The organism is Vannielia sp. ABF1_015 (assembly GCF_056160745.1).
Genome location: NZ_JBSWXT010000002.1, coordinates 454,985 through 479,326, shown reverse-complemented (window position 1 = coordinate 479,326; position 24,342 = coordinate 454,985). Strand labels below are relative to the sequence as shown.

Here is a 24,342-nt window from a genome sequence, read left to right as displayed (position 1 = left end):
CAGAAAGAAAATGAAGCGGTTGCGCGCTGCTCCCAAGGTCAGCGCGGGAGCGCAGCGGCCTCTTTTGCCAGCGCGGTGATGCCCGCCCAATCGCCGGATTTGAACTTGTCGCCGGGGGCCACCCAGCTGCCGCCGACGCACATCACGTTGGACAGGCTCAGGTAGTCGTTGGCGTTTTTCAGGCTGACGCCGCCGGTGGGGCAGAAGCTGATTTGCGGGATCGGTGCGCCAATGGCCTTGAGGGCGGGCGCGCCGCCTGAGGCTTCGGCGGGGAAGAATTTCATCGCGGTATAGCCGCGCTCCAGCAGGGCCATGGCCTCGGTGGCGGTGGCTGCGCCGGGGAGGAGGGGCAGGCCCTCGTCTTCGCAGGCTTGGAGCAGCGTGTCGGTTGCGCCGGGGCTGACGCCGAACTTGGCCCCTGCTGCGACGGCGTTTTTGACGTCTTCGGGGGTGAGCAGGGTGCCTGCACCCACGAGGCCGCCTTCGACCTCGCTCATGGCGCGGATCACGTCGAGCGCGGCGGGGGTGCGCAGGGTGACTTCGAGCGCGGGCAGGCCGCCTGCGACCAGTGCCTTGGCGAGCGGGGCGGCATGGGCGGCGTCATCGACCACCAGCACCGGAACCACGGGCGCGAGGGCGCAGATTTCTTTTGTTTTCACAGAGGCTTCGGCGGCATTCATGATGTGATCCTTCAGGTGTCAGACGACGACAGCGGCGCCTTCGTCGGAGGTGCCGACGGTTTGGCGGAAGGCCTCGAACATCTCGCGGCCGATCCCGTATCTATTGGCGGTGAGGTCGGGCTGCACCGGGGTGCGGGCCTCCCATCCTTCGGCGAGAATATCGAGCGTTCCGGCGGTGGCGTCAACGCGAACGAGGTCGCCATCCTGCACCTTGCCGATGGGGCCGCCCATTGCGGCCTCGGGGGTGACGTGGATGGCGGCGGGCACCTTGCCGGAAGCGCCGGACATGCGGCCATCGGTGACAAGCGCCACCTTCAGCCCGCGATCTTGCAGCACGGCGAGGGGCGGGGTGAGGCTGTGCAACTCGGGCATGCCGTTGGCCTTGGGACCCTGGAAGCGGACGATGACCACGGTATCTTCGGTGAACTCGCCGGCCTGGAAGGCTTTCTTCACGGCGTGTTGGTCGTTGAACACGCGGGCCTTGGCCTCGATCACGTGGCGCTCGGGGGCGACGGCGGAGACCTTCATCACGCCCCGGCCCAGCGAGCCTTTCAGCTCTTTCAACCCGCCGGTCTTTTGGAAGGGGTCGGTGGCGGGGCGGAGGATCTTTTCGTTCTGGCTTTCTTCGGCGGCGGGCTGCCACTTAAGCGCGCCATCCACCAGCTTGGGCTCTTCGGTGTAGCTGCCGAGGCCTTCGCCCGCGACCGTGAGCGTGTCGTCATGCAGTAGGCCCTCGGAGAGCAACTGGCGGATGAGGTATTGCAGGCCCCCGGCGGCGTGGAAGTGGTTCACGTCGGCCAGGCCGTTGGGGTAGACCTTGGCCATCAGCGGGATGGTTTCGGAGATGTCGGAGAAATCCTGAAGGTCGAGGATCACGCCTGCGGCGCGGGCCATGGCGGGCAGGTGGAGCACGAGGTTGGTGGAGCCGCCAGTGGCCATGAGGCCGACGATGCCGTTGACGAAGGCTTTTTCGTCAAGGATTTGCCCGGCGGGGCGATAATCATTCCCTGCCGCTGTGATCTCCAGCGCGCGCTCGGTGCCCGCCACCGTCAGGGCGTCGCGCAGGGGCGTGTTCGGGTTGACGAAGCTCGCGCCGGGCAGGTGGAGGCCCATGAACTCCATCAGCATCTGGTTGGTGTTGGCGGTGCCGTAGAAGGTGCAGGTGCCGGGGCCGTGGTAGGAGGCCATCTCGGCCTCCATCAGCTTGTCGCGGCCCACCTCGCCGGTGGCGAACTGCTGGCGGACCTTGGCCTTTTCGTCATTGGGTAGGCCTGAGGTCATCGGGCCAGCGGGGAGGAAGATTGCAGGGATGTGGCCAAAGGTGGCGGCGGCGATGATGAGGCCGGGCACGATCTTGTCACAGACGCCGAGGTAGATTGCGCTGTCGAAGCAGTTGTGGCTGAGGCTGACCCCGGCGGCCAGCGCGATCACGTCGCGCGAAAACAGCGAGAGCTCCATGCCGGGCTGGCCTTGGGTGACGCCATCGCACATGGCGGGCACACCGCCAGCCACCTGCGCGGTGGCGCCCTTGGCGCGGGCGGCCTCGCGGATGAGATCGGGGAAGCGCTCGAAGGGCTGGTGGGCGGAGAGCATGTCATTATAGGCGGTGACGATGCCGATGTTGGGCGCGGTGCCGCCCGCCAGAGCCGATTGATCTTGGCCCATCGGCGCATAGGCGTGGGCTTGATTGGAGCAGGAGAGATGCGCCCGCACCGGCCCGGCGTCGGCGGCTTTGCCGATCCGCTCAAGATAGGCGGAGCGCGCATCGCGGGAGCGGGCAATGATACGGTCGGTGACTGCGGCGATGGTAGGATTGAGCGGCACGGGCTGGCCTCCGGGGGCTTGGCGATTCTGCGTGGTGTCAGTCTAGCGTGTTAGCGCTAACGGGGCAATCGGTGCCCGTTATGACCTGATTTGTCATGCAATTTCCTTTGACCATGGAGCGCGCGGACCGGATATTTCAACCATGAGATTTTTGATAACCGCATTCTTTCTGCTCTTTGCCCTGCCGGTGGGCGCGCAATCCTATGATCTGACCGCTGAGGAGCAGGCGGCTTATGAGGCCGGGCAGGATGCGATCCGCCAGAAGGACTTTGCCGAGGCGGAGGCGCGGTTTCGGCAGGTGGTGGCCAGCATGGGCGAAAGGATGCCTGCCAACCATCCGGCAAGATTGAGCATCGAGGGCGACGTGGCCGGGGTGCTGGCGATGCAGAAGCGCTGGGACGAGGCGGTGGCGCTGCGGCGCGATGTGCTGGCTCGGTTTCGCGAGGTATCGTCGGTTTACAGCCCGTTGCACGCGATTGCGCAGATGGGGCTGGCCAAGCTGCTGGCTGATACCGGCGCAAGGCGCGAGGCGCTGCCATTGGCGATTGAAGCGGTGAGCGTGGCCGAGCAGATCCACGGCGATGATGATTTTGTCGCCAATGTCTGGCGCGGTGAGCTGGCAGATATCATGGCGGATCTGGGGCTGCATGCCGAGGCCGAGGCACTCTGGGCGCGCTCGCTGAAAGGGCTGGACCAGGCGATTGCAGAGGGCGTTCCGGGGGGCACGAACGGGTTGCAGCTTTCGGCCATGAGTTTTGCCGAGAAGCGGGCGTTTTCGCTGGAGGTGCTGGGGCGCGACGAGGAGGCCGTGGCTGCAATGGCCGATGCGCTGGAGCGGCGGCGGGCATTTTGGGGCGATGATGATTTCGGGGTGCTGGCGATGACGCTGGAACTGGCCAAGCTCAAGATGTTTGCGGGCGATACCGAGGGGATGCATGCGACCATCGGGCAGGTGATGCCGAAGATCGTGGCGGAGTATGGCGACAGCCCGATGCTGGCCACGGCGCTTTCTTACGATGCGATCTGGTGGCTCTATCAGGAGTTCGGCTCGGAGGCTTTCCACAAGGGTGTGGAGATGCTGGAGCGGGCGGATGCGATGTTTGAGGCGACCCTGCCCAAACCGAGGGGCGAGGGGTTTCGTCATGAGGGGTGGGGGCGCACGCTGCTGAATCTTGCCGCCGTGCGGATGGACTTGGAGGATTGGCTGGGCGCGATGGACGCGGTGCTGAGGGCCGAAAAGCTGGGCCATGCGAGCCGCAACACGCTGGTTCGGGTGCTCGACGGTGCCGGGGTGGCGAAGGCAAAGCCGTGGCGTGAGATCGTGCCGGATGCCTTGCGGATCGCGCAGCGCTCGGGGGTGACGGATGCGGGCCATGCGCTGGAGCAGATGGCGGCGCGGGTCAGCCTTGGGGACAGCCCCGCGGCCAAGCTGCACCGGGCGATCACCGATGCGGTGGATCGGGAGGCGGCACTTCAGGCCGAATATGCCGCGCTGCTGCGGCTACCTGCGGGACAGCGGGATTATGCCCGGGAAGTGGCGCTGAAGGCGGACCTTTCGGAGGTGAGCCTGACGCAGAAGCGGCTGACCGAAGAGTTGCACAAGACCGCGCCGGATTTTACCGCGCTGATCAACGATGGGTTGGCAGAAAGCGATGAGCTGCGCGCGCTGCTCGGCCCCGATGAGGCGATCATCCTGTTTGATATCGGTGAGCGTGACGGGGATTACGACTTTGTCTTCGTCATCACCGACGAAACCACCTATTGGCTGCCGATGCCGGTGGAGCCAACCGCCTTGGCCGCCGCTGTGGCCGATCTGCGCGCGGCGGTTGACAACCGGCTTGGCGTGCGCGCGGCGACTGCCCTGAAGGGGGCAGGTGGCGCTGCGCCGGAGTTTCCGCTGGAGGCAGCGCATTACCTTTATGCGCAGACCTTTGGGCAGATTGCGGACCTGATTGAGGGCAAGACCCATTTGTACGTAGAGCTGCGCGGGCCGCTAACGGCGATTCCGCCGCATCTGATGGTGCGCAACGAGGCGGCCAGCATGGAAGAGGCGGATTGGTTGATCCGCCACCATGCGATTACCGTTGTGCCCTCGGTCTTCGCGCTGAAGGCGATGGAGATTGCTGCGGGCAAGCCGCGGGCGTCTGAGCCGATCCTCGGGATCGCCAACCCGGATTTTGACCCAAGCGGCAGCGCTCCGGTGCAGGCCTCTTCCAACCGGGGCGGGGCGCTGGCACCGCTGCCGGAAACCTTTGAAGAGGTGCGCGATGTGGCGGGCTCGATGGGCGCGGGCGAGGGGGCCGTGCTGCAACAGGGAGCGGCAAGCGAGGCGGCGGTGAAGGCGGCTGATCTGGAGCGCTTCAGGGTGCTTTACTTTGCCACACATGGGCTGGTTTCAGGCGATGAGGTGAAGGAGAGCGTGGTGGAAGAGCCCGCGCTGGCGCTTACCCCGGGCGGTGGCGAGGACGGGCTGCTAACGGCCAGCGAGATTGCGCTGCTTAGGATGAACCCCGATTGGGTGGTGCTGAGCGCCTGCAACACGGCGGTGGGCGACACGCCGGACGCTGAGGCGCTGTCTGGCTTGGCGCAGGCCTTTCTCTATGCCGGAGCGCGTGCGCTGCTGGTCAGCCATTGGCCGGTGGAGAGCCAGAGCGCGGTGAGCCTGATGACAGATATCTTTGCCCGCCGCGCCGCCGACCCGGAGCTTTCTGCCGCGGAAGCCCAGCGGCAGGCGATGCTCGCGATGATCGACGGGCCGCGTGCGGAGTGGCGCCACCCGGCCTATTGGGCCCCGTTCATCCTTGTGGGAGACCCGGACCGATGAGCTGCCTTCGCCTGATCCTCCTTGCGCTCTCTCTCGCCCTTGCCAGCCCCGGTGTTGCGCAGGACAGCGGGAAGACCACAGAACAGATCGCGGCAGACGCCGATGAAGAGGCACTGTTTGAGCTCTATTCTCAAGGCCGCTTTGAGGAGGCGCTGCCCGCTGCCGAGGCGCTGCAACGTGCGCTGGAGGCGGCCTATGGCACCCATTCCGAGCGGGCGCTGCTGAACCACGCGCTGGTTGGCAATATCCTTGAACGTGTTGGGCGCAGGAAAGAGGGGTTGGAGATGACCCGCCGCGTGCTCGACCTTTGGGTAACGCACCACGGGCGCAACCATCCGCAGGCCCAGCGTGCCCGGATGAACCTTGCGATGGCACTCTCCAACTCCCGCCGCGCTGGCGAGGCGATGCCCTATGCCCTCGAAGCCTTGGAATTTGCGCAAGGCCATTGGGGGCCGGACCATGTGACCACGCTGTTCTTTCGCTCCAACGTTGCCGGGCTGATGGAGCGGACCGGGAAGTTTGAGGCGGCGATGGAGGAGTTCAGGGCCGTGGCAGAGGCCTTGGAGGGTGCCAGCGGCGTCAGGGCGGGGCGGCACCGGGCAAACGCCTACAGCCATGCGGCGCGGATGGCCGAGCAGCTGGGGCGCTATGACGAGGCTCTCCAGCTTTATGTGGAGGCGGTCGTGGCAACCCGTGCCGCCTTTGGAAACAAGCACCCTGTGTTGCAAACCGTGCTCTACAAGGGGGGCCGGCTGGCTGCGCAGTTGCGGTATTTCGATGTGGCTGGTGAGGTTTTGCTGGAAAGCGCTGAACTGGCTGAGGAGCTCTATGGCGCGAAGAGCCGCCAGACCAATGAGGCCAACGCCATGATCGCGCTCCTGCTGACCCGCGAGGGGCCGGGGGCGCAGTATTACGACATAGGCGTCGGCTTGCTCGACACGGTGCTGGCCAACATGGAAGAGACGCTGGGCCGCACCCATCCGTCGCTTTCCGAGCCGCTGGCTTGGGCTGCCACGCTGGCCAACGAGCAGGGGCGCTGGGCGCGGGCGCTGGAGCTTGGGCGCTGGTCGGCAGAAGTCGGCACGTCGATGGCGAGCCCGTGGTTTGATGCTTTGGCCGCCGCCGAGGAGGCTGGGGCGATGAGTGCGGAGGAGGCCGCCGAAGAGGCCTTCGAGGTGGCGCAGTCGAGCTATTTTTCGGTGGCCTCCAGCAGCACGCGGTTGCTTGGCCAGCGGCTGGAGTTGAGCCGGGAGGGCGTGGGGGATGCCGCGCGGCGTTACACGGACAACATTCGCCGCCGCAACGAGCTTCAGGCTGCGCTGCTCGACTACTCCGGCCTGCCGCTGGAGGACCGCGAGCCTGCCCGGCTGGAGGCCATGCAGGCCGAACTGGCCGCCACCATCGCAGATATGGAGGCATTACAGGGCGAATTGGCGGGCCGTGACCGCTGGCTGAATGGTTTGCGAGCGGGCGAAGCGGCGCGCGCGGAGGCGGTGCGCGCGCAGCTCAAACCCGGCGAGGCGGTGGTGATCATCGACACGGCAAGCAAGCCGGGCCTCTCCAGCCGCATCGTGATTGTCAGTCGCGACAGCGCGGCCTGGGCCGAGGTGCCTGCGAGCCATGAGGAACTGGCGGCTCTGGTGGAGCGGGTACGCGAGGGGATTGAGTTGAAGATCGGGGTGCGGGCGGCGGTTTCGCTGAGCGCTGCCAGTGGCGAGGCCCCGCAGGAGTTTGACACTGCCGCCGCCGCCGCGCTTTACGCGCTGACCTTTGGGCAGGTGGCGGAAGCGCTGGAGGGGATGGACCACCTCTATGTGGAGTTGCGCGGCCCGATCTCTTCGCTGCCGCCGCAACTCATGCTGCGCTCTGAGACAAACGGGGGCCTCGCCGGGGCGGATTGGCTGCTGCGGCATCATGCGGTGACGGTGATCCCCTCGGTATTGTCGCTGCGCATCTCGGCCTTGGGGGCCGAAGCGGGCCGCGCGCCCGAGCCTTTCCTTGGCGTGGCCAACCCCGACTACGGCGCGAAGGCCCCGGCGAGCAATGCCCGCATGGCGGCGCTGCGCTCGGGGCTTGCACCGCTGCCGGAGACGGCGGGCGAGGTGCGTGCGGTGGCCAGCGCGGTGCAGGCGGGCGATGGCGCGGTGCTGGAGGAGGCGGCAGCCAGCGAAGCGGCGGTAAAGGCCGGGGCGCTGGACCGGTTTCGGGTTCTCTATTTTGCAACTCACGGGCTGATGGCGGGTGATGCAGTGGGCGGCGCGGTGCTGGATGAGCCAGCCCTGGCGCTCACCCCCGGCGGGGCGGAAGACGGGTTTTTGAAGGTGTCCGAGATCGCACGGCTGAAGCTGAACGCCGATTGGGTTGTGCTTTCGGCCTGCAACACCGCCGTGGGCGGAGAGCCCGGCGGCGAGGCGCTTTCGGGGCTGGCGCAGGGTTTCTTCTACGCGGGCGCACGTGCTTTGCTGGTGAGCCATTGGCCGGTGGAGAGCCAGAGCGCCGTGGCGCTGATGACAGACATCTTTGCCCGCCGCGCCGCTCACCCGGCGCTGACGGCCGCGCAGGCCCAGCGGCAGGCCTCGTTGGCGCTGATGGAGCAGCCGAAGTGGAGCCACCCTGCCTATTGGGCCCCGTTCATTCTGGTGGGCGATCCCGGCTGAGGCGCGCAAGCACCAGTGGCGCGATTTTCGCCGTGCGATGCGCGGTTGTTGCCTAAACGCGCACAATACTACGAAAATTTTCTCATTCTCGCCGCATTCTGCGTGCCTGCTTGGTGCACGAAGAGATCAGACAGCCCACGAGAGCCGAAAAAGGCCCGGAGGATTTGACCATGATGAGACTGATGAAAAGCGCCGCCCTCGTCGCCACTCTGGTGGCCGTGGCCGGCTGTACGGTGAACGCAAGCGCCCCGCTCGCAACCCGCGATGCACCGCTTGGGGCCGCCGGGGCCGCTCAGCGAGAGATGACGCAGCCCTTTACCATTCGCAGCGTCGATGTGCGCGTGCCCACCACGCTGCGGGTTTCGGAGGCCAACACCTACTACCCGAATGCCGACATCGTCTGGCGCGGGGATGCGCCGGGCAATCGCTGGGAGCAGGTTGAAGCGATCTTTGAAGAAGCGATCGGGCGCAGCCGCTCGAAGCTGAAGCAAGGCCGCCCGGTGGATGTGCAGGTGGAAGTGCTGCGCTTTCATTCGCTGACCGAAAAGACGCGTTACACCATTGGCGGTGTGCATTCGATCAAGTTCAAACTGATCCTTTTGGACCCGGAAACCGGGGAAGTGGTGGATGCCCGGATCGAAACTGCCGATCTCAAGGCCTATGGCGGCTCGAAGGCCATTGCTATGGAAGCGCAGGGATTGGGGCAGAAAGTGCGGATCACCCAACATCTGGCCAACACCTTTGCCGCCGAGCTTTCGGCCCGCGCTGTGGAGGGTTGAGCCCAAGATGCAGACCCCGGCGGCAGCGGAATGCCGCCGGTGTTGCACCGAGGTTACCCTAAGGTAAGCATTTGGTGCGAAAATATGAGACAAACTCCCACCGGGCGCTCGCCCCGCTATAACGGGAGCGAGCAGCAAGGGCCCGGCACAGGCGCCCGAAAAGGATAAGACCGATGATGACGAAAACGAGGATCTCCCTGATCGCTCTGGCTTTTGCGGCCCTGTCGGCCTGTTCTCCGGCCCCGGCGGATCTGGTGACGGTGCAGCAGTTTGATGCCAGTGCTGTTGTCTGGTCGACCGGGAGTTATCGCTGAGCCTGCGGGCTTGCGCCTTTGAACAGTTTCGCTTTTCCACAGCCGCCTGACCGGATAGGTGAGGCGGCATGAGTGATGCCCAAACCCTCCCCGCCATTCGCCTGAAACCCAAGGCCGATGCCCGCGCCATTCGCCATGGCCACCCCTGGGCCTATAGCGATGCGCTTGTGCTGGATCGGCGCACCAAGGCGCTGCCCGCAGGCAGCCTTGCAGTGTTGGAGGATGCTGAGCGCACCCCAATGGCGCTGGTGGCAGTGACGCCGGAGAGCCGGATTGCCGCGCGGGTGCTTGACCGGGATTGCGGCGCGACGATTGATGCCGCTTGGTTTGCCGCCCGGATCAAGGCTGCGCTTGATCTGCGGGAGAGGCTGTTTGATGCACCGTTCTACCGGCTTGTCCACGCCGAGGCCGATGGATTGCCGGGCGTGGTGATTGACCGGTTTGGCGACACGCTTGTGGTGCAGCCCAACGCGGCTTGGGCGGACCGGCTCTTTGAGGTGATGGCGGAGGCACTGTGCGAGGTGACGGGGGCGACAACCATCATTCGCAATGGCATGGGGCGGGCGCGGAAGTTTGAAGGCCTGCCGGAGGTGTTGGACGTCACCCGAGGGGAGGCCCCGGGCGCGCCGGTGCCGGTGCCAATGAACGGCGCAACCTATATGGCCGACCTGATGGGCGGGCAGAAGACCGGCCTGTTTTATGATCAGCGAGACAACCATGCCTTCACCGCCGGTTTGGCTAAGGGGGCACGGGTGCTGGATGTGTTCAGCCACGTGGGTGGCTTTGCCCTTGCCGCGCTGGCGGGCGGGGCCGATCATGCGCTGGCTGTGGACGGCTCGGAGCCTGCATTGGCGCTGGCCGAGGCTGGCGCGGCGGAAGCCGGCATGGCGGAGCGCTTCGAGACCCGCCGGGGCGATGCCTTTGCGGTGCTGGAAGCCCTTGCGGGCGAGGGCGCGCAGTTTGACGTGGTGATCTGCGATCCGCCCGCCTTTGCCCCCTCGAAAAAGGCGCTGGCGCAGGGGCTGCGGGCCTATGAGCGGGTGGCGCGTTTGGCGGCTCCGCTGGTGGCGCCGGGCGGGTATCTGACGCTGTGTTCCTGCTCCCACGCCGCTGATGTGGCCAAGTTTGGCAATTCCTGCGCACGGGGCATTGGCCGTGCCGGGCGGGCGGCGCAGCTTTTGCGCACGGGCTATGCCGCGGCCGACCATCCTACGCTACCGCAACTGGCGGAGTCGGGCTACCTGAAGGCGCTGACCTACCGGCTGACCGCGTGAAGCTGTGCCTCGACACCTGCGTGATCTTTCCCACGGTGATGCGGGAGATGCTGCTGGGTGCGGCGAAGGCGGGATTTTTCACCCCGATGTGGTCGGCGCGGATCCTTGAAGAATGGCGGCGGGCGGCGCTCAAGCTGGGGCCTGCGGCGCAGGTGCAGGCTGAGGGCGAGGCGGCGCTGCTTCAGGCGGCATGGCCACGCGCGGAGGTGAAGGTGGAACCGGGGCTGGAGGCGCGGCTCTGGTTGCCTGATCCGGCGGATGTGCATGTGCTGGCCGCCGCTGTCGCAGGCTCTGCCGATGGCATCGTGACGATGAACGCCAAGGATTTTCCGCGCAACGTGCTGGCCGAGGAAGGGCTGATGCGGGCGGACCCGGACGGGCTCTTGCTGGGCTTTGCCGAGGCCGATCCGGCGCGGATGGGGGCGGTGGCCGAGGCTGTGCGGGCGGAGGCTGAGCGGCTCTCAGGCGAGCCGTGGGAGATGCGGGCGCTGATGAAGAAGGCGCGGCTGCCGCGGCTTGGGAAGGCGCTGGCTCGATAGCTGGTGCGCCTTTGATGCCGCGCCCGTGGCGGCCTCGTGTATGGATATTTTTAGCAAGAAAATGAGCAGGTTGCGCGTTCAGGCACCGCTCCACTTCTTCTCGTTCGCCTCGATGGCCGCGATGCGTTTGGCAACCGGTGGGTGGCTGAGGAACCATGCCGGAGTTTTGGCCCCGCCTGCGCCGGTGAGTTTGTCGAGCTTGGCGAAGAGCGATTTTTGCGGCGCGGTGCCGATGCCGGATTTGGTGAGCAGGGCCGAAGCGTAGGCGTCGGCTTCGAACTCATCGGCGCGCGACAGGCGGGCCATGAGCATGGAGGTGAGGCCCGAGGCGATGGCGGCGCCGATGCCGGGGAGGATGCGGTTGAGCACCATCGCGAGGCCGACACGTAGGGCGTTTTGCCCGGAAAAGTCGATCATCCGGCGGCGGGAGTGGCCGAGGGCGACATGGCCGAGTTCATGGGCGATGACGGAGGCCAGTTCCTGCTCGGTGACCGCGCCTTGCTTCAGCGCGGTGTGAAAGCCGCGGGTGATGAAGATCCGGCCATCGGGCGCGGCGAGGCCATTGATGGCCGGGGTTTCGAAGATGTGCACGCGCAGGCGTGGCAGATCTAGGGCGCGGGCCATGCGGGCGGTGAGCTTTTCCATCGCCGGATCGTCGAGCGGGCTGCTTTGGGCATCGAGCTGTCGCGCGGTGCGCCAGGCCGAGAAGCGCCAGAGGATCAGCCCGTAGGCGAGGGCGAGGAGGATGGGGGTGAGCTTGAGCATCCACCCATATATGGGGCGCGTTGGGGGCGAGGGAAAGCGGGCAGGGCTGCGTGAAATTGGGGCAGGAAACGTGAAAATGCTGTTCACGGCGTTGCGATGACGCGGGGGCGTGCCCATCTTGAGGGGCATTAGACTGCGACCAAGACCTTTTTCGACCCTGCTATTCGGAGCTGCCACAATGCATATGACCGACCATACCCACAGTTTTTCTGCCATGCCCGTGTGGCGCCCGATGGCCGGCCGGGCCGCCTTGGCGCTCGCTGCGCTGATCTTTTCCACGGCTGTAATGGCCACCGGGCTGCATCTGGGCGAGGGAGGCGGGGCTGAGCCAGCGCTCTATGCGCTTGCCTTCGGCTTTTTCTTTGGAATCCCGGCGCTGCTTTGCGCGCAGCAGAGCGTGTTTGCCCCGGGCCAGACCCGTGCCTGTCTCTTTGCTGGCCGTGTGCTGGGCGTGGCTTGGCTTGCGTCGATGGCTTGGCTGGTGGGGCTTTATTTGTAAGGCCAGGCAGGCGGGCGCTCAGTCTAGCGCCGTAAGGGCCAAGACGTAGGTAACGCAGGCGAGCGCGAGGCACGCCACCATCATGAGCATCGCCCAGATGTAGTGGGAGCGCAGCAGCGCCAGCACGGCGGCGTAGACGAGGACTGTTGGGTAAATCGCGGGTTCCTCAGGGATGGCGGGCCCGGGCCGCCCCATAAGGGGTAGCCCGGATGTGCTGTGGAGCACTAGCCTTCGAATTCGGCGTCCATCGTGATTTCTGCGCCGCCTTCCAGCAGTTTGGAGAGCGGGCAATTGGCCTTGGCGGTTTCGGCAGCGGCCATGAAGGCGTCGGAGTCGATCCCAAGGACATTGCCCTTGAGTTTGAGGTGGATCTTCTTGACGGCGAAGCCATCGCCTTCCTTATCCATCGACACGGTTGCCGTGGTGTCGAGCGACTCTGCCTCTTTGCCGGTCTGGTCGACGAGGATCTTGGAGAGCGCCATGGTGAAGCAGCCTGCGTGTGCTGCGCCGATCAGCTCTTCGGGGTTGGTGCCGGGGGCGTCCTCAAAACGGGTGTTGAAGCCGTAGGGCTGTGAGGAGAGGGCGCCGGACTCGGTGGAGATGGTGCCTTTGCCCTCTTTGATGTTGCCGCTCCAATGGGCCGATGCCTTGCGATTGATCATGTCTGCCTCCGTGTTTGGATGTTCAGTCCGCTCAACGTGGCAGCGCGGGGGATGTTCCGCGCGGGGGCAGGCTCATTTCCAGCGGCGGTGGATCCAGAACCATTGGTCGGGGTCGGCTTCGACCCGGGCTTCAAGGCTGCGGGTGGCGGCCTCTGTCATTATGCGGGCGTCAGTGTGGGCGATCGGCTCTTCGACCTCGACGGCGTAATCGAGGCCGCCGTTCAGCCGGGTGCCATAGACCGGCAGCATCAGCGCATCGTAGCGCAGCGCCATCTCTGCGGCGGAGGTGGCAGTGCGGGCGGGGTGGCCCATGAAGTCGATCACCTCGCCGCGCCAGGTGTTCACGTCATGCAGGATGATGAGCATGCCGCCGGCTTTCAGGTGGCGAATGAAGGCCATGGTGCCCTTGCGCCCCTGCGGGAAGACGGGGCGCCCCACCGCCTCCATCGTGGCGACGTAGTGTTGGTTGAAGAAGGCGTTGGCCATGGGCCGGTAGAGCCCGCCGAAGTGGTAGCCGCTGGTGTTCAACTTGGCGCGCGCGGCTTCGTAGTTGCCGAAGTGTCCGGTGACGGCGATCACCGCGCGGCCCGTGGCGCGGGCCTCTTCCAACGCGGGCAGGCCGGGACCGGAGAGGGAAAAACTGGCGGCGCGGGCGAAGAAGGTTGGGTTGGAGTAATTCTCCATCAGCACGCGGCCCGCGTTTTCGCAGACCTTGGCCGCAAGGGCGGCGCGGGCGGGTGGCTCCATATCGGGCCAGACCATGGCGAGGTTGTCGCGCGCGCGCTTGCCGTAGCCTGCAAGCGGGGCGATGACATTGCGGGTGAGCTTGCCGAAGGCGGCGATGCGAGCCGGGTAGGGCAGCAGACGGGCGGAGCCAATGAAGCCGCGCAGGATCTTGTCGGTCAGCCAGTCGGCCGCCGAGCCCTTGGGCGGTGGGTCATCATCTGTTGTGGCGGCCATGCGGCTCTCTCCCGGTGGTGGGATAGGGTTAGCTGCGAGGTCGCCGGAAGGGAAGGGGGCTGCACATCGGCAGGCTGGTGCGGGCGGCGCGAAGCGGTGGTTGACCTAGTCCTCCTCAGCGTCGTCGGGGGAGACGAGGATAAGCTCGCCATCGGCCTCAAGGCGGCGGATCTCGGCGACGACCGCCGTCATCGCCTCTTCGCCGTCCTTGTCCTTGACCTTGCCGAGTTCTGCCATCTCTTCGCGCAGCCCCTCGGCCATGCGTTTGGAGATATTCTCGAGGATGTGGTCACGGGAGCGCTCGGCCTCGCCACTGGCGGCGGCGAGCGCGGTGACGAGAACCGCCTGTTCGATGCCGCGGGTGATCTTGGGGACATCGCGGGCGGCGAGACGGTCGGCGATGTTGACGAAGGTGAAGATGGCCTTTTTCACCTGATCGGCAAACTCAGAGTCTTCCTCCTCCAGCCCCTTGAGCACATCGTCGCGGGTGGCGGAGGGGGAGAAGTTGAGCACGGCGGCCACACGCTCCACCGGGCCGCCATCGAAGGCCATGACGGGCTGGGCATCGAACTGGGCGGCGAGGGTGAGGCCGATGCGTGCAACGGTTTCGGGCCCGACGCGACCGGTGCGGGACATGGCGTGGGTGATCCGGCGGGCCTTGTCGCCCGGCAGCTTTCCGAGGAGTTCGGCGGCGCGGCCGGTGGGCAGCTTGGCCAGCATGACGGCGCCAACCTCAACGCTCTCTTCTTCCAGCACGGGCAGGAGCTTTTCGGCATCGAGGCCCGAGATCCGCTCCCACGGGTCGCCCTTGGCGGCCACTCCGGCTTCGCGGCGCAGCCGGGCGGAGGTTATCGGGGAGATATGGCCATCGAGCAGTCCGAGTGCCCCCTCCATCGCGCCGGGAAAGCACAGGCCGACACGGTCAAGCTCGGCCTCGAACTCTTCGATGACCTCGGCCAGCGTGTCGCGATCAATCATGCGCAGCTTGCCCATGGCGCGGGTGAGCTCGGTTTGCATGCCGTCGGGCCATTCGGCCAGCGGCAATTTTGCGCCGCCATTGACCAGAAGGCGCACGATGACGGCGGCTTTTTCACGGCGGGTGAGCCGACGAGCGGAGCCGGAAGGCGCGCCATCGCTGCCGCCTGCCATGGCCGGAAGAGAAACCCCGCCGGAGTTTGCGCCGCTGCCGGGCAGGTCGGTGTCAAAGTCACCAAGCCCGCCGGGGAGCGGGGAGAGAGAAGTGGACATCAGCGCCTCGCGCCTTCCGCATGGTTCACGTTGAGCGAGCATAGCGGCGAGAGGCTTAAGGCGGGGTTACCCGAACCGGAGTTTCAGTGCCCCGGTGCAGGGCAAGGCGGTGTGATCAGCCGGTGGGCGTGATGCAGCTTGCTGTCTTGTCATCCCAGACTTTGCCGTCGGCGCAGGACATGCGCACGTGCTGGCTGGAGCATTCGGCATAGGCGAGGGCGGGAGAGAGGGCCAGCGCGAGGGCGGCGAGGGCTGTCTTCGTCTTCATCGGTCTCATTCCTCCGGTTTGCGGGAATGAGCCTATCACGGGCCGCGATTCCGACAAAGCGCCGGGGCTGCAAAACCCTTTCCGTTACGGAAACGTGAATGGTCCGGTGCAAGGCCGTGAAATGGCGTCGGCCTCGATTGCCGCAGCGTCACCCTTGGCGCACCCCTCTTACAGGCATCGGGTGGACGGCATGCCAGCCCCAAGGCAGGGCCGCCTCTTCCCCCCAAGATTTTCCACCCGGTGCCGCATCACACCGTTCGTGCCCAACTGCGGCCGACACATTGGAGGACTATAGCAATGTCACACGCCAAAGGCCCCGCCCGCCCCGCATTTGCCCCGCGCTCGAAGCTCTACAAAGGGCGCTTCGGGCGCATCTGCCCCGGTCTTACCCCATGGGTGCCGCCCGGTGTGCCCCCTGAGCAGATCGAGGCGCATTTCGTCGCCTTCGCCAACGAACACATGACTGAGCGCCCCGGTATGAGCCCGGGAGAGGCGATTGAGATCGATGATGAGTTGGAGGCGGAGTTTAGCTCCGGTATCCCGGCAGGCTACACCTACTTCGGCCAGTTCGTTGACCATGACATCACCTTCGATCCAACGCCTCTGGGCGTGGAGCTGACCGACCCGGAGGGGCTCGATAACTTCCGCACGCCGCGGCTGGACCTCGATTGCGTTTATGGCTCCGGGCCGCATGACCAGCCCTATATGTATGACGGTACGGGCAAGTTCCTGATCGGTGAGATCCCCGGCACCGGGCTTGCCGACCTGCCCCGCAACCCGCTGGGCCGCGCGATCATCGGGGATATGCGCAATGACGAGAATGCGATTGTCAGCCAGATCCAGCTGGCCTTTCTGACCGCGCATAACACGCTGGTGGACCGTGCTGTCGCCGCCGGAGCGCCAGATCCATTCATGGAGGCGCGGCGTGTGCTGACGTGGCTTTACCAGCACTGCGTGTGGGAAGATTTCATCCGCCGGATCTGCATCGACGAGGTGGTGGACACCGCGCTGCAGAAGGACAAGGGCAAGGACGGGCGGGTGCAGTGGCAGCTCGGGCTGAAGGATGTTTACAACTGGGAATACAACCCCTTCATGCCGCTGGAATTTTCGGTGGCGGCCTATCGCTTTGGGCATTCGATGGTGCGCAATGGCTATCAGACCAACTTCACCCACAACCAGCTGGACCGGGTAGCGCTGTTCAACAACACCACCTCCGGCCCCGGCGCGGATGAGCCCGACCTGCGCGGCTTTGGCCCGCGCAATCCGGTGACAACGGTGCAATGGGACTGGTTCTTCGACATGGGCAATGAGGCGGATTTCTTTCCGCAGATGGCCCGCAAGATCGACACCAAGCTGGCCAATGCGCTGCTGTTTCTCGGCGAGGACGATGGCGACCCGGGTAGCGTCGCCAACAAGCTGGCGGCCCGCAACCTGATCCGGGGCGTGATGATGGAGCTGCCCTCGGGCCCTGACGTGGCGGCCAAGCTGAATGTGCCGGTGACGGTCAACCTCAGCAAGGAGGAGCCTGCCGCGCTTTGGTACTACATCCTGAAGGAGGCCGAAGGGCAGGGCGGCGCTCGGCTCGGGCGGCTTGGCTCAACGATCGTTTGCGCGGTTTTTGCCGGGCTGCTGAAGGGCGACCCGAAGGCCTATGTCAATGTCGATCCGGGCTGGAGCCCTGAGAAAGAGCTGGCCAGCGGCATGCTGACGGATGCCGACAAGCAGGACAATCCCGACTGGGGCCTTCAGGCGATCCTGCGGATTTCCGGACAGCCGGTGAGCGGCGTGTAACCCTTTCCCCTCACCCGGCAGGAAGGCCCGGAGGCGTGGTGGCCCGGGTCTTTCCGGGGAAGGTCCGTCCCTTGCGGGGCGGGCCTTTTCTGTTCGGGGGGCTGCTCTTCGGTCCTTGCGGCCCTCATCGCAGCTGCGAAGAAAGGCCGACAGGCCTTGATGAGCTGCCTCCTAGGCCGCGCTGTCCTTCGGGCGCAGCAGGAGCCAGATCAGCGCGCCGCCGGCGAGCACGAGGAAGGGGGCCATGGCGAGGTTTACGGCCGTCCAGCCCGCCTGTGCCGAGCCGCCCGAGCAGTTCATCAGCCCGCCGGAGGCGAGAGAGGCCAGCGTTACCCCGCCGAAAACGATGAGATCGTTCAGGCCCTGCATCCGTCCGCGCTCTTCCGGGCGATGCGCGCCTGCCAGCATGGAGGTGGCGCCGATGAAGCCGAAGTTCCAGCCGAGGCCGAGCAGCACGAGGGCGACAAAGAACTGTTCGAGCTCGACGCCTGACAGGCCGACAGCCCCGGCAGCCGCGAGGATCACCAACCCAGTGGCCATGATTTTCTCTACCCCGAAGCGCGCGATCAGGTGGCCGGTGAAGAAGGAGGGCACGAACATCGCAAGGACATGGGCGGTGACGACATCGGACGCATAATCGAGAAACAACTTCGTTTTGATGGCATCCGGCATTCCTTCAGTGACAGAAGGCGGCAGAAGTGCCCCGGATTGGCCGCAGCCGACCACGGCAAGGGGTGTCGAGGTCATCACCAGGTTCATCAGCGCGTAGCTCACCATGGCGCAGATCACCGCCACCGCGATGCGCGGGGTTTTCAGCAGCTCCATCCGGTTGCGGCCCTTGGGCGCGTCATGGGCGGGCACCGGGGGGCGGGGGATGTCGAGGAAGAGAAACAGCAGCGAGCCGACGATGTTAACGGCGATCACCGCGGCATAGGTGCCAAGGAAGGGGATGACATAGGCCTCGGCGGTGAACTTCACGATCTGCGGGCCAATGATGGCCGAGGCCAGCCCACCGGCCATGACGTAGGAGATGGCCTTGGGGCGGAAGGCGTCTGACGCCGTATCTGCGGCGGCGAAGCGGTAAAAGCCCTGCGCCGACATATAGATGCCTGTCAGCAGCGAGCCGGCGAGGAAGATGTAGAAGTTCTGCGCATAGAGCCCATAGGCCCCGATGGCTCCGCCGGCGGCCCCGCCGAAGGCCCCGGCCCAGAAGCCCGCGCGCCGCCCGTAGCGCTGCATCAGCGCCGAGAGGGGCGTGGCCGAGAGCATGGAGCCGAGCACGATGAGCGAGATCGGCAGGGTGGCGAAACAGATGTTGGGAGCAAGGCTTTGGCCCGCAAGCCCGCCGATGGTGAAGATCATTGGCATCTGGCTGCCAAGGATCGCCTGCGCGGCCACCAGCACGGCGACGTTGCGGCGGGCCTTGCTGTCGTCGGCGGGGGCGGGCGGGGTATCGGCGGAGGTGCTCATGGGCGGTATAGAGCCCAAAGCCGTAGCCTGCGCAAGGCGCGCCGGGCGCGGCGCTTTGTTGCGGGTTTCGATACTGGTTGTTGCGAGGTCAGCCCTTGGCCGCCGGGCGTGCCGGGCCTAAGCTTCGGGCCGAATGAAGGGGACCGGGGCAAAGAAGATCCTGCTTTTGGCGGGAAGCGGCGAAAGCCGTGCATTGGGGCAGGCCTTGGCCTGGCGCGATGACTTCGACGTGGAGATCCGGCTGGCCAGGCAGATGCGCGGGCGCGATTTTCCGGTGCCTGCCACGCTGGGCGGCTTTGGCGGCGAGGCGGGCTTTCGGGCGCATCTGGAAGAGACCCGGCCAGATGCCGTGATCGACGCGACCCACCCTTATGCCGAGGCCATCACCCGCCGCACCGCACAGATCGTGCCGGAGATGGGCCTGCCGCTGCTGCATTTCGAGCGCCCGCCCTGGGTGGCGGGCCCGGGGGATGACTGGACGGAGGTGGCCGCGCCGGAAGATCTGCCCGCGCTGATCCCGGAAGGCGCCTGCGTGTTCCTCGGCACAGGCCGGGCCGGCTTGGAGCGCTTTGCCGGCCTGGAGGGCCGCCGGATCATCTGCCGCCAACTCGACATGGCCGACGGGCCCTTTCCCTTCGAGGGGGGCGAATTCCTGCTCTCGGTGCCACCTTTCACCGCCGAGGGCGAGATGAAGCTGTTCCAGCGACTCGATGTGGATTGGCTGGTGGTGAAGAACGCGGGCGGCGAGGGGGCGCGCCCCAAGCTGGAGGCGGCCCGCGCCATGGGCCTGCCGGTCGCCATGCTGGCGCGCCCACCGGAGCCCGAGGGGGTGGACCGCGCGGAGACGCTGGAGGCGGCGATGGCCTGGGCCGAGGCGCTGTGAGCGCGGGCGTCGGGCGGATCATTGAAACATCTGACTGTGTGGCCGAGGGCGCGGGCTGGCTTGCCGCCCGTTGCCCCCGGTTGGCCCACGCACTGGAGGCCTGCGGCGAGGTGCCTCTGCGCCGGAGGGGAGACGGCTTTGAGGCGCTGCTTTCAGCCATTGTAAGCCAGCAGGTGAGCGTGGCCTCGGCGGCGGCGATCTGGGCGCGGGTGGAGGCGGCGGGCTTTGCCGATCCTGCGAAGGTGCGAGCGGCGAGCGACGAGGAACTGCGCGCGGTGGGCCTTTCACGCCCCAAGGTGCGCTATGCCCGCGCGCTGGCGGAGGCGCAGATAGACTATGCCGCGCTGCGGGGTGCGCCTGACGAGGAGGTCGTGGCCGTGCTGACGGAGGTGCCCGGGATCGGGCGCTGGACGGCGGAGGTTTATGCGATTTTCTCGCTGGGCCGGGCCGATGTGTTTGCGCCCGCCGACCTTGCGTTGCAGGAAGCCGCGCGGATGCTCTACGGCCTGCCCGAGCGGCCCTCGGAGAAGGCTTTGCGCGCGCAGGCCGAGGACTGGAGCCCGTGGCGGGCGGTTGCGGCGCGGCTGTTATGGGCCTACTTCCGGGTGGCGAAACAGCGAGAAGGGATCAGGTAGATGGCGCCGAGAGAGCTGAAAGTGGGGCGGGTTGAGCCGCAGTCGGGTGAGGTAAAGCAGGTGGTGATCTTCCTGCACGGCTACGGGGCCGATGGGAATGACCTGCTTGGGCTGGCCCAGCCGCTGGGGGCGCATATGCCCGACACGCTCTTCCTGGCCCCCGACGCGCCGGAGCCCTGCCGCAACAACCCGATGGGGTTTCAGTGGTTTCCGATCCCGATGATGGATGGCTCCAGCGCGGCGGAAGCGGGGGCGAGCATGGCGCAGTCGGTGGAAGATCTGAACGCCTTTCTCGATGGCGTGCTTGAGGCCGAAGGGGTGACGCCCGATCAGGTGGCGCTGATTGGCTTTTCGCAGGGGACGATGATGAGCCTGCACGTTGCCCCGCGCCGGGATGCACCATTTGCCGGGGTCGTCGGCTTCTCTGGCCGCCTGCTGGAGCCGGAGCGGCTGAAGGCGGAGATGAAGAGCAGCTTCCCGGTGCTCTTGGCCCATGGCGATCAGGATCCGCTGGTGCCGTTTGAGAGCATGGGGCTGGCGGCGGATGCGCTGAAAGCGGCGGGCTTTCCGGTGTATACCTTCACCATGGAGGGCACGCCCCACGGCATCGCGCCCGAGGGGCTGAGTCAGGCCTTCGCCTTCCTGCGGGAGTTTCTTTTGAAGTGAGGCGGTGGGGCACAGGATGGAAGGTCTTGCTCGTCCTCGCCGTCCTGCCGCTGGGTGTCGTCGGCGCCGGACTTATTACGCCGCTGGGGTGGTTCGCTGTGCTTATCTTTTCGGGCGCTCTCGGGCCAAACGCCAAATATGGCTCCCCGTCTCAACCTGTCCCAATGGAATTGAGACGCTGCGGTGCCAGTGACAACGGCGGTTTCGAAGCAGTTGGTCCCGGCCATCAGATTTTTCGGATCGACCAAGCCGGGACACAATGGAGCTTCCGCAGTGGCGGGCTGGCACGGCACGGCAGTGCTGAGGATATTCGGCGGATGACGACGACGGATGGGGTATTTCGTGTCTGGATTGCACCGGACGACGACACACCATTGGTTTCCTTCCACGGCTTTCACGACGGATGCACACTCGTGTTGGAAGAGGTGACCGCGCGAAGTCCCCACCTGCGGGATGTCGCGCGTGACTGAGCCGCCCGCCGCGCTGCTGGAGCGGTTCGGCGTGACCGCGCCCGAATTCGTCGCTGAAACCGCGATTGCCCGGGTCTGGCGGGTGCGGCGGGGCAGGGGGGTGGCGGCGCTTAAGGTCTGGCACGATCCGTCGATGGTGAACGAGGGGCCGGGGGTTGAGTATCTTTCGGTTCGGGCGGCGCAGGGCGCGGTGCGGCTTTTCGGGCGGGCCGAGGGGGCGGTGCTAATGGAGTGGCTCGACGGGCCGTCGCTTGGTGATCTGGTGCGCGCTGGGCGTGACGGGGAGGCGACGGGGCTGCTGGCGCAGGTGGCCTCGCGGCTTTGGGGGCAGCCGACGGTGTGGCCCGGGGCGCGGGTTGTTAGCGAGGAGGACTGGTGCCGGGCGCTGTTTGCGCTGGAGTTCGGCCCGGCGCTGGGCGCGGAGGATCGGGCGGCGATTGAGCGGGCGCGGGGGCTGATGTGGCGGCTTTTGGAGGGCGCGGGGGAGTACATCGCTCTGCATGGGGATTTGCACCATGACAATGTGAAGGATGGCCCGCGTGGCTGGACGGCCTTTGATGCGAAGGGGATCGTCGGGCCGCGGGCCTTCGACCTTGCCAATGCCTTTCGCAATCCGAAGGGGGCGGAGGCGCTCATCGCCGATCCGGCGCGAGCGCGGGCTTTGGCGGCTGTCTTTGCCCCGGTGGCGGGGGTGAGCGAGGCGGAAATGCTGGGCTGGGCGGCGGCGAAGGTGGCGCTTTCGATCTCGTGGCGGGCGCAGGGGCGGCTGGACGCGGACGGGGAGTTGGGGCTTTTGCGGATGTTTTTGGAAATGGCTGGGGCGTGATGGTGGGCAGATTGCCCACCCTACGGCGGGGCTGAGTGGGGCTTGGGCTTTGGCGCACTGGGTGCGGCATTGCAGCAAACAAGGTGCGGCTGGCTGTGGATAACTGTCACGCCCCTGTCACGGAATCGGGCCATTTATCCAACACACACCGCATGTTGCGGGGGTTGCGCGGGGTAAAACCCCAGATATAGTCGGGGAAAGACTCACAGAGCGCGAGACGCAGGCAACGACAGGCAGACGAGCACGGAGAGACGGCACGATGGACGGTGACTTCAGGACGACTTTCGTCAGGGAACCCACAAACCTCAAACACCACCCCGCATTGGTGCTGAACGCCGATTACCGTCCGCTCTCTTACTATCCGCTCTCCCTCTGGCCGTGGCAGGAAGCCATCAAGGCGGCCTGGCTCGACAGGGTGAGTATCATCGCCGAATACGACGAGGTGGTGCGAAGTCCCTCCACCGAGATCAGGATCCCCTCCGTCGTTGTTCTCAAAGACTATGTAAAACCCCAAAAGCGCGTGGCCTTCACGCGCTTTAATTTGTTTTTGAGGGACGAATTTCGCTGTCAGTACTGCGGGGCGAAGGGGGATTTGACCTTTGACCATGTGGTGCCGCGTGCCCGGGGTGGGCGCACCAGCTGGGAGAACGTGGTGGCGGCATGTGCGCCCTGCAACCTGCGCAAGGGTTCGCGTCAACTGGCCCAGACAGGGATGAGCCTGCGCAAGCCGCCGCGCCCGCCGAGCGCGGGGGAGCTGATGAACATGGGCCGCCGCTTCCCGCCGGGCTATCTGCACGACAGCTGGGTGGACTACCTGTATTGGGACGCCGAACTGGAGGCGTGAGGCCAGTAGCGCGGCCCTGCGCTATTGCGCCTTTGGAAAGTCCCGCTCGAAGAGCTTCAACTGCGAGCGGAAAATCACCAAGGCTTCGTCCATCAGCGCGGCGTCGATGCCGGGCCGCAGGGGCAGGCTCATTACCTGGGTCAGCCGCTTGTCTTCCGCCGACCAGATGGCCTTGCAGCAATAGCTGCCCTCAGTATAGCGCGCGATGGCCTCCGCGCCCGGAGACTCGCGAAGCCGGAACGAGGTTTCCAGCAGCAGGAACCGACAGTCTTCCGGTTGTTCTTCGGGCTTGCATCCCGCGTAGTAGATCAGGATCGGCGCGCCGCGTGTGCCGACCTTGATCACGTGGCCGCGCGCGCTTCTGACGGCGGCAGCGGACCAGCCGAGCGCACGGATCAGCTGCGCCACATCCTCCGGCTTGCGCACCGTCTGCTCAAGCGGATCGGGCGCGGGCGGGGCCTTGGCGAGGGCCGTGGACAGCTCGGTGATGTAGCGGTGGAAGGTGGCGAGGTTGGCCTTCAGCCGCTCTGGATCCTCGGCCATTTCGGGCCAGACATCGGTGTTGATTGTCACCACCCGCAGGTTGGCTCGCACGTTGTAGGGCAACTCGCTGTCGCTGATGAAGGCAAAGCGCCCGCCGTCGTAGATCTCGCTGAACCGCGCCCCGGTCAGGCGACCGGGGTTCTCGACCACGGCTTGTAGGGTGAGCCCGGTACAGCCCTCGGCGCGGCAGCCGGTGAAGGTGGCGAGGTAGGAGAAGTCATTGCCGGTGGCGAGAAAGCTCTTTTCGGTCTCGGGCAACCGGGCACCGCCTTCAGTGTCGGGCTTCATGGTGGCGTCGAGTGCCGCGAGTGTTTCGGTCAGCGCCTCGGGGCTGAAGACGGCGGGCAAGCTCTCTGACGGGTCGGGGCGCGGGGTGGCCAGAAAACCAGCAAGCTCCAGAATGCCGAGCCGCCATTCGCCGATGGCTTTCGCCAGAGCGTCGGCCTCGGTGTCGGTAAAGGTGGTTTCGACCCGGACGTTCTCGGCACGAACGGCTATATTGCGCACGTGAGCCGTGCGGAAGGCGGCCAGCTTGCCCGACTCTAGTTCGTTGAAGAGAGTTCTGCCATCGAGCCCGGCTGTGTTGGGCAGGATCGAGGTGATGGTGATCGTATCGCAGCCCGTATCATCGCAGTCACCGAACCGCAGGGTATGCCTGCCGCCTTCAAGCTCCAGTTCGTAGGCCGTGATGGTGCCGCCGGGACTGAGCGTGCCTGCTGCCATGTCGAAGGCAAGCCCTTGCTCGGCGGCAAGGGCGGCAAAGCCCTCGGGCAGGGTGGCGGGGGCCTCCTGGGCGGTGAGGGGCGCGGTAAGGAGGAGGGTGAGGGCCGTGGCCGACAGGGTGTGGCGGAGGAACATGGACTTTCCTTGAATGGCTGGACCGAGCCGGTGGCAAGGTGGGAAGGGATTGGTTTCAAATCG

24 protein-coding genes are annotated in these 24,342 nt (G+C 66.1%); 14 read left to right on the top strand and 10 right to left on the bottom strand.

All coding sequences use genetic code 11. The annotated features are described in order from the left end of the window. Nucleotides 1-38 precede the first annotated feature (38 nt). Together eda and edd are read right to left on the bottom strand one after the other, a co-directional pair. Entirely contained in the window at nt 39-680 is a 642-nt protein-coding gene (gene eda / locus ACXAG6_RS14840; protein WP_475338523.1) for a bifunctional 4-hydroxy-2-oxoglutarate aldolase/2-dehydro-3-deoxy-phosphogluconate aldolase, read from the bottom strand. Between the two features lie 18 nt (nt 681-698). Next, entirely contained in the window at nt 699-2,504 is a 1,806-nt protein-coding gene (gene edd, locus ACXAG6_RS14835) for a phosphogluconate dehydratase (protein ID WP_475338522.1), read from the bottom strand. 142 nt (nt 2,505-2,646) lie between these two features. On the opposite strand from edd, the gene ACXAG6_RS14830 reads away from it, so the two are divergent. The 6 genes from ACXAG6_RS14830 to ACXAG6_RS14805 all read left to right on the top strand — a co-directional run bounded on the left by ACXAG6_RS14830 (nt 2,647) and on the right by ACXAG6_RS14805 (nt 10,891). Further along, nucleotides 2,647-5,328: a CHAT domain-containing protein gene (locus tag ACXAG6_RS14830; protein WP_475338520.1), complete on the top strand. Its 2,682-nt coding sequence runs from the start codon at nt 2,647-2,649 to the stop codon at nt 5,326-5,328. Then, nucleotides 5,325-7,985 (top strand): CHAT domain-containing protein, encoded by a 2,661-nt coding sequence (locus ACXAG6_RS14825; RefSeq protein ID WP_475338519.1) that lies wholly within the window; start codon nt 5,325-5,327, stop codon nt 7,983-7,985. The genes ACXAG6_RS14830 and ACXAG6_RS14825 overlap by 4 nt, the downstream gene beginning before the upstream one ends. Before the next feature lie 170 nt (nt 7,986-8,155). Continuing rightward, nucleotides 8,156-8,764 (top strand): DUF6778 family protein, encoded by a 609-nt coding sequence (locus ACXAG6_RS14820; RefSeq protein WP_475338518.1) that lies wholly within the window; start codon nt 8,156-8,158, stop codon nt 8,762-8,764. A 173-nt stretch (nt 8,765-8,937) separates the two neighbouring features. Beyond that, complete coding sequence (locus ACXAG6_RS14815; RefSeq protein ID WP_168222967.1) at nt 8,938-9,078, top strand: hypothetical protein; 141 nt, start codon at nt 8,938-8,940, stop codon at nt 9,076-9,078. Between the two features lie 68 nt (nt 9,079-9,146). Continuing rightward, a complete protein-coding gene (locus ACXAG6_RS14810; RefSeq protein ID WP_475338515.1) occupies nt 9,147-10,352 on the top strand; it encodes an RSP_2647 family RNA methyltransferase in 1,206 nt (401 codons plus the stop codon). Further along, on the top strand, nt 10,349-10,891 hold the full coding sequence (locus tag ACXAG6_RS14805) for an RSP_2648 family PIN domain-containing protein (protein ID WP_475338514.1): 543 nt from the start codon (nt 10,349-10,351) through the stop codon (nt 10,889-10,891). Before ACXAG6_RS14810 ends, ACXAG6_RS14805 begins: the two co-directional genes overlap by 4 nt. Nucleotides 10,892-10,969: 78 nt before the next feature. On the opposite strand, the gene ACXAG6_RS14800 is transcribed toward ACXAG6_RS14805, so the two are convergent. Further along, the gene (locus tag ACXAG6_RS14800) at nt 10,970-11,656 is read right to left on the bottom strand and encodes a M48 family metallopeptidase (protein ID WP_475338512.1); all 687 of its coding nucleotides are present in this window, start codon (nt 11,654-11,656) and stop codon (nt 10,970-10,972) included. A gap of 184 nt (nt 11,657-11,840) precedes the next feature. On the opposite strand from ACXAG6_RS14800, the gene ACXAG6_RS14795 reads away from it, so the two are divergent. Next, complete coding sequence (locus ACXAG6_RS14795; RefSeq protein WP_475338511.1) at nt 11,841-12,155, top strand: hypothetical protein; 315 nt, start codon at nt 11,841-11,843, stop codon at nt 12,153-12,155. An 18-nt stretch (nt 12,156-12,173) separates the two neighbouring features. On the opposite strand, the gene ACXAG6_RS14790 is transcribed toward ACXAG6_RS14795, so the two are convergent. The 5 genes from ACXAG6_RS14790 to ACXAG6_RS14770 all read right to left on the bottom strand — a co-directional run bounded on the left by ACXAG6_RS14790 (nt 12,174) and on the right by ACXAG6_RS14770 (nt 15,293). Continuing rightward, nucleotides 12,174-12,350: a hypothetical protein gene (locus tag ACXAG6_RS14790; RefSeq protein ID WP_475338510.1), complete on the bottom strand. Its 177-nt coding sequence runs from the start codon at nt 12,348-12,350 to the stop codon at nt 12,174-12,176. A 29-nt stretch (nt 12,351-12,379) separates the two neighbouring features. Beyond that, nucleotides 12,380-12,817 (bottom strand): OsmC family protein, encoded by a 438-nt coding sequence (locus ACXAG6_RS14785; RefSeq protein ID WP_475338509.1) that lies wholly within the window; start codon nt 12,815-12,817, stop codon nt 12,380-12,382. Nucleotides 12,818-12,889: 72 nt separating this feature from the next. Beyond that, complete coding sequence (locus ACXAG6_RS14780; RefSeq protein WP_475338507.1) at nt 12,890-13,777, bottom strand: lysophospholipid acyltransferase family protein; 888 nt, start codon at nt 13,775-13,777, stop codon at nt 12,890-12,892. Between the two features lie 105 nt (nt 13,778-13,882). Continuing rightward, nucleotides 13,883-14,926, bottom strand: coding sequence for a flagellar motor switch protein FliG (locus tag ACXAG6_RS14775; protein ID WP_475339073.1), 1,044 nt, complete (start codon nt 14,924-14,926; stop codon nt 13,883-13,885). Between the two features lie 214 nt (nt 14,927-15,140). Then, on the bottom strand, nt 15,141-15,293 hold the full coding sequence (locus ACXAG6_RS14770) for a hypothetical protein (protein ID WP_168222898.1): 153 nt from the start codon (nt 15,291-15,293) through the stop codon (nt 15,141-15,143). A 297-nt stretch (nt 15,294-15,590) separates the two neighbouring features. Here ACXAG6_RS14770 and ACXAG6_RS14765 point away from each other — a divergent pair, with 297 nt between their 5' ends. Then, nucleotides 15,591-17,084: a peroxidase family protein gene (locus ACXAG6_RS14765; RefSeq protein WP_475338506.1), complete on the top strand. Its 1,494-nt coding sequence runs from the start codon at nt 15,591-15,593 to the stop codon at nt 17,082-17,084. Between the two features lie 171 nt (nt 17,085-17,255). Here ACXAG6_RS14765 and ACXAG6_RS14760 read toward each other — a convergent pair whose 3' ends face one another. Next, the gene (locus ACXAG6_RS14760; RefSeq protein WP_475338505.1) at nt 17,256-18,554 is read right to left on the bottom strand and encodes an MFS transporter; all 1,299 of its coding nucleotides are present in this window, start codon (nt 18,552-18,554) and stop codon (nt 17,256-17,258) included. Nucleotides 18,555-18,687: 133 nt separating this feature from the next. Here ACXAG6_RS14760 and ACXAG6_RS14755 point away from each other — a divergent pair, with 133 nt between their 5' ends. The 6 genes from ACXAG6_RS14755 to ACXAG6_RS14730 all read left to right on the top strand — a co-directional run bounded on the left by ACXAG6_RS14755 (nt 18,688) and on the right by ACXAG6_RS14730 (nt 22,878). After that, nucleotides 18,688-19,437 (top strand): precorrin-6A/cobalt-precorrin-6A reductase, encoded by a 750-nt coding sequence (locus tag ACXAG6_RS14755; protein WP_475338503.1) that lies wholly within the window; start codon nt 18,688-18,690, stop codon nt 19,435-19,437. Beyond that, nucleotides 19,434-20,072 (top strand): DNA-3-methyladenine glycosylase family protein, encoded by a 639-nt coding sequence (locus ACXAG6_RS14750; protein ID WP_475338502.1) that lies wholly within the window; start codon nt 19,434-19,436, stop codon nt 20,070-20,072. The genes ACXAG6_RS14755 and ACXAG6_RS14750 overlap by 4 nt, the downstream gene beginning before the upstream one ends. Then, entirely contained in the window at nt 20,073-20,738 is a 666-nt protein-coding gene (locus ACXAG6_RS14745) for an alpha/beta hydrolase (RefSeq protein ID WP_475338500.1), read from the top strand. It begins immediately after the preceding gene. A gap of 26 nt (nt 20,739-20,764) precedes the next feature. After that, the gene (locus ACXAG6_RS14740; protein ID WP_475338499.1) at nt 20,765-21,208 is read left to right on the top strand and encodes a hypothetical protein; all 444 of its coding nucleotides are present in this window, start codon (nt 20,765-20,767) and stop codon (nt 21,206-21,208) included. Further along, complete coding sequence (locus ACXAG6_RS14735) at nt 21,201-22,034, top strand: aminoglycoside phosphotransferase family protein (protein ID WP_475338497.1); 834 nt, start codon at nt 21,201-21,203, stop codon at nt 22,032-22,034. The genes ACXAG6_RS14740 and ACXAG6_RS14735 overlap by 8 nt, the downstream gene beginning before the upstream one ends. A 259-nt stretch (nt 22,035-22,293) precedes the next feature. Continuing rightward, nucleotides 22,294-22,878, top strand: coding sequence for an HNH endonuclease (locus ACXAG6_RS14730; protein ID WP_140013977.1), 585 nt, complete (start codon nt 22,294-22,296; stop codon nt 22,876-22,878). Between the two features lie 21 nt (nt 22,879-22,899). Here the strand turns inward: ACXAG6_RS14730 and ACXAG6_RS14725 are convergent, their stop codons facing one another. After that, nucleotides 22,900-24,279, bottom strand: coding sequence for a hypothetical protein (locus ACXAG6_RS14725; RefSeq protein WP_475338496.1), 1,380 nt, complete (start codon nt 24,277-24,279; stop codon nt 22,900-22,902). Nucleotides 24,280-24,342: the final 63 nt, after the last annotated feature.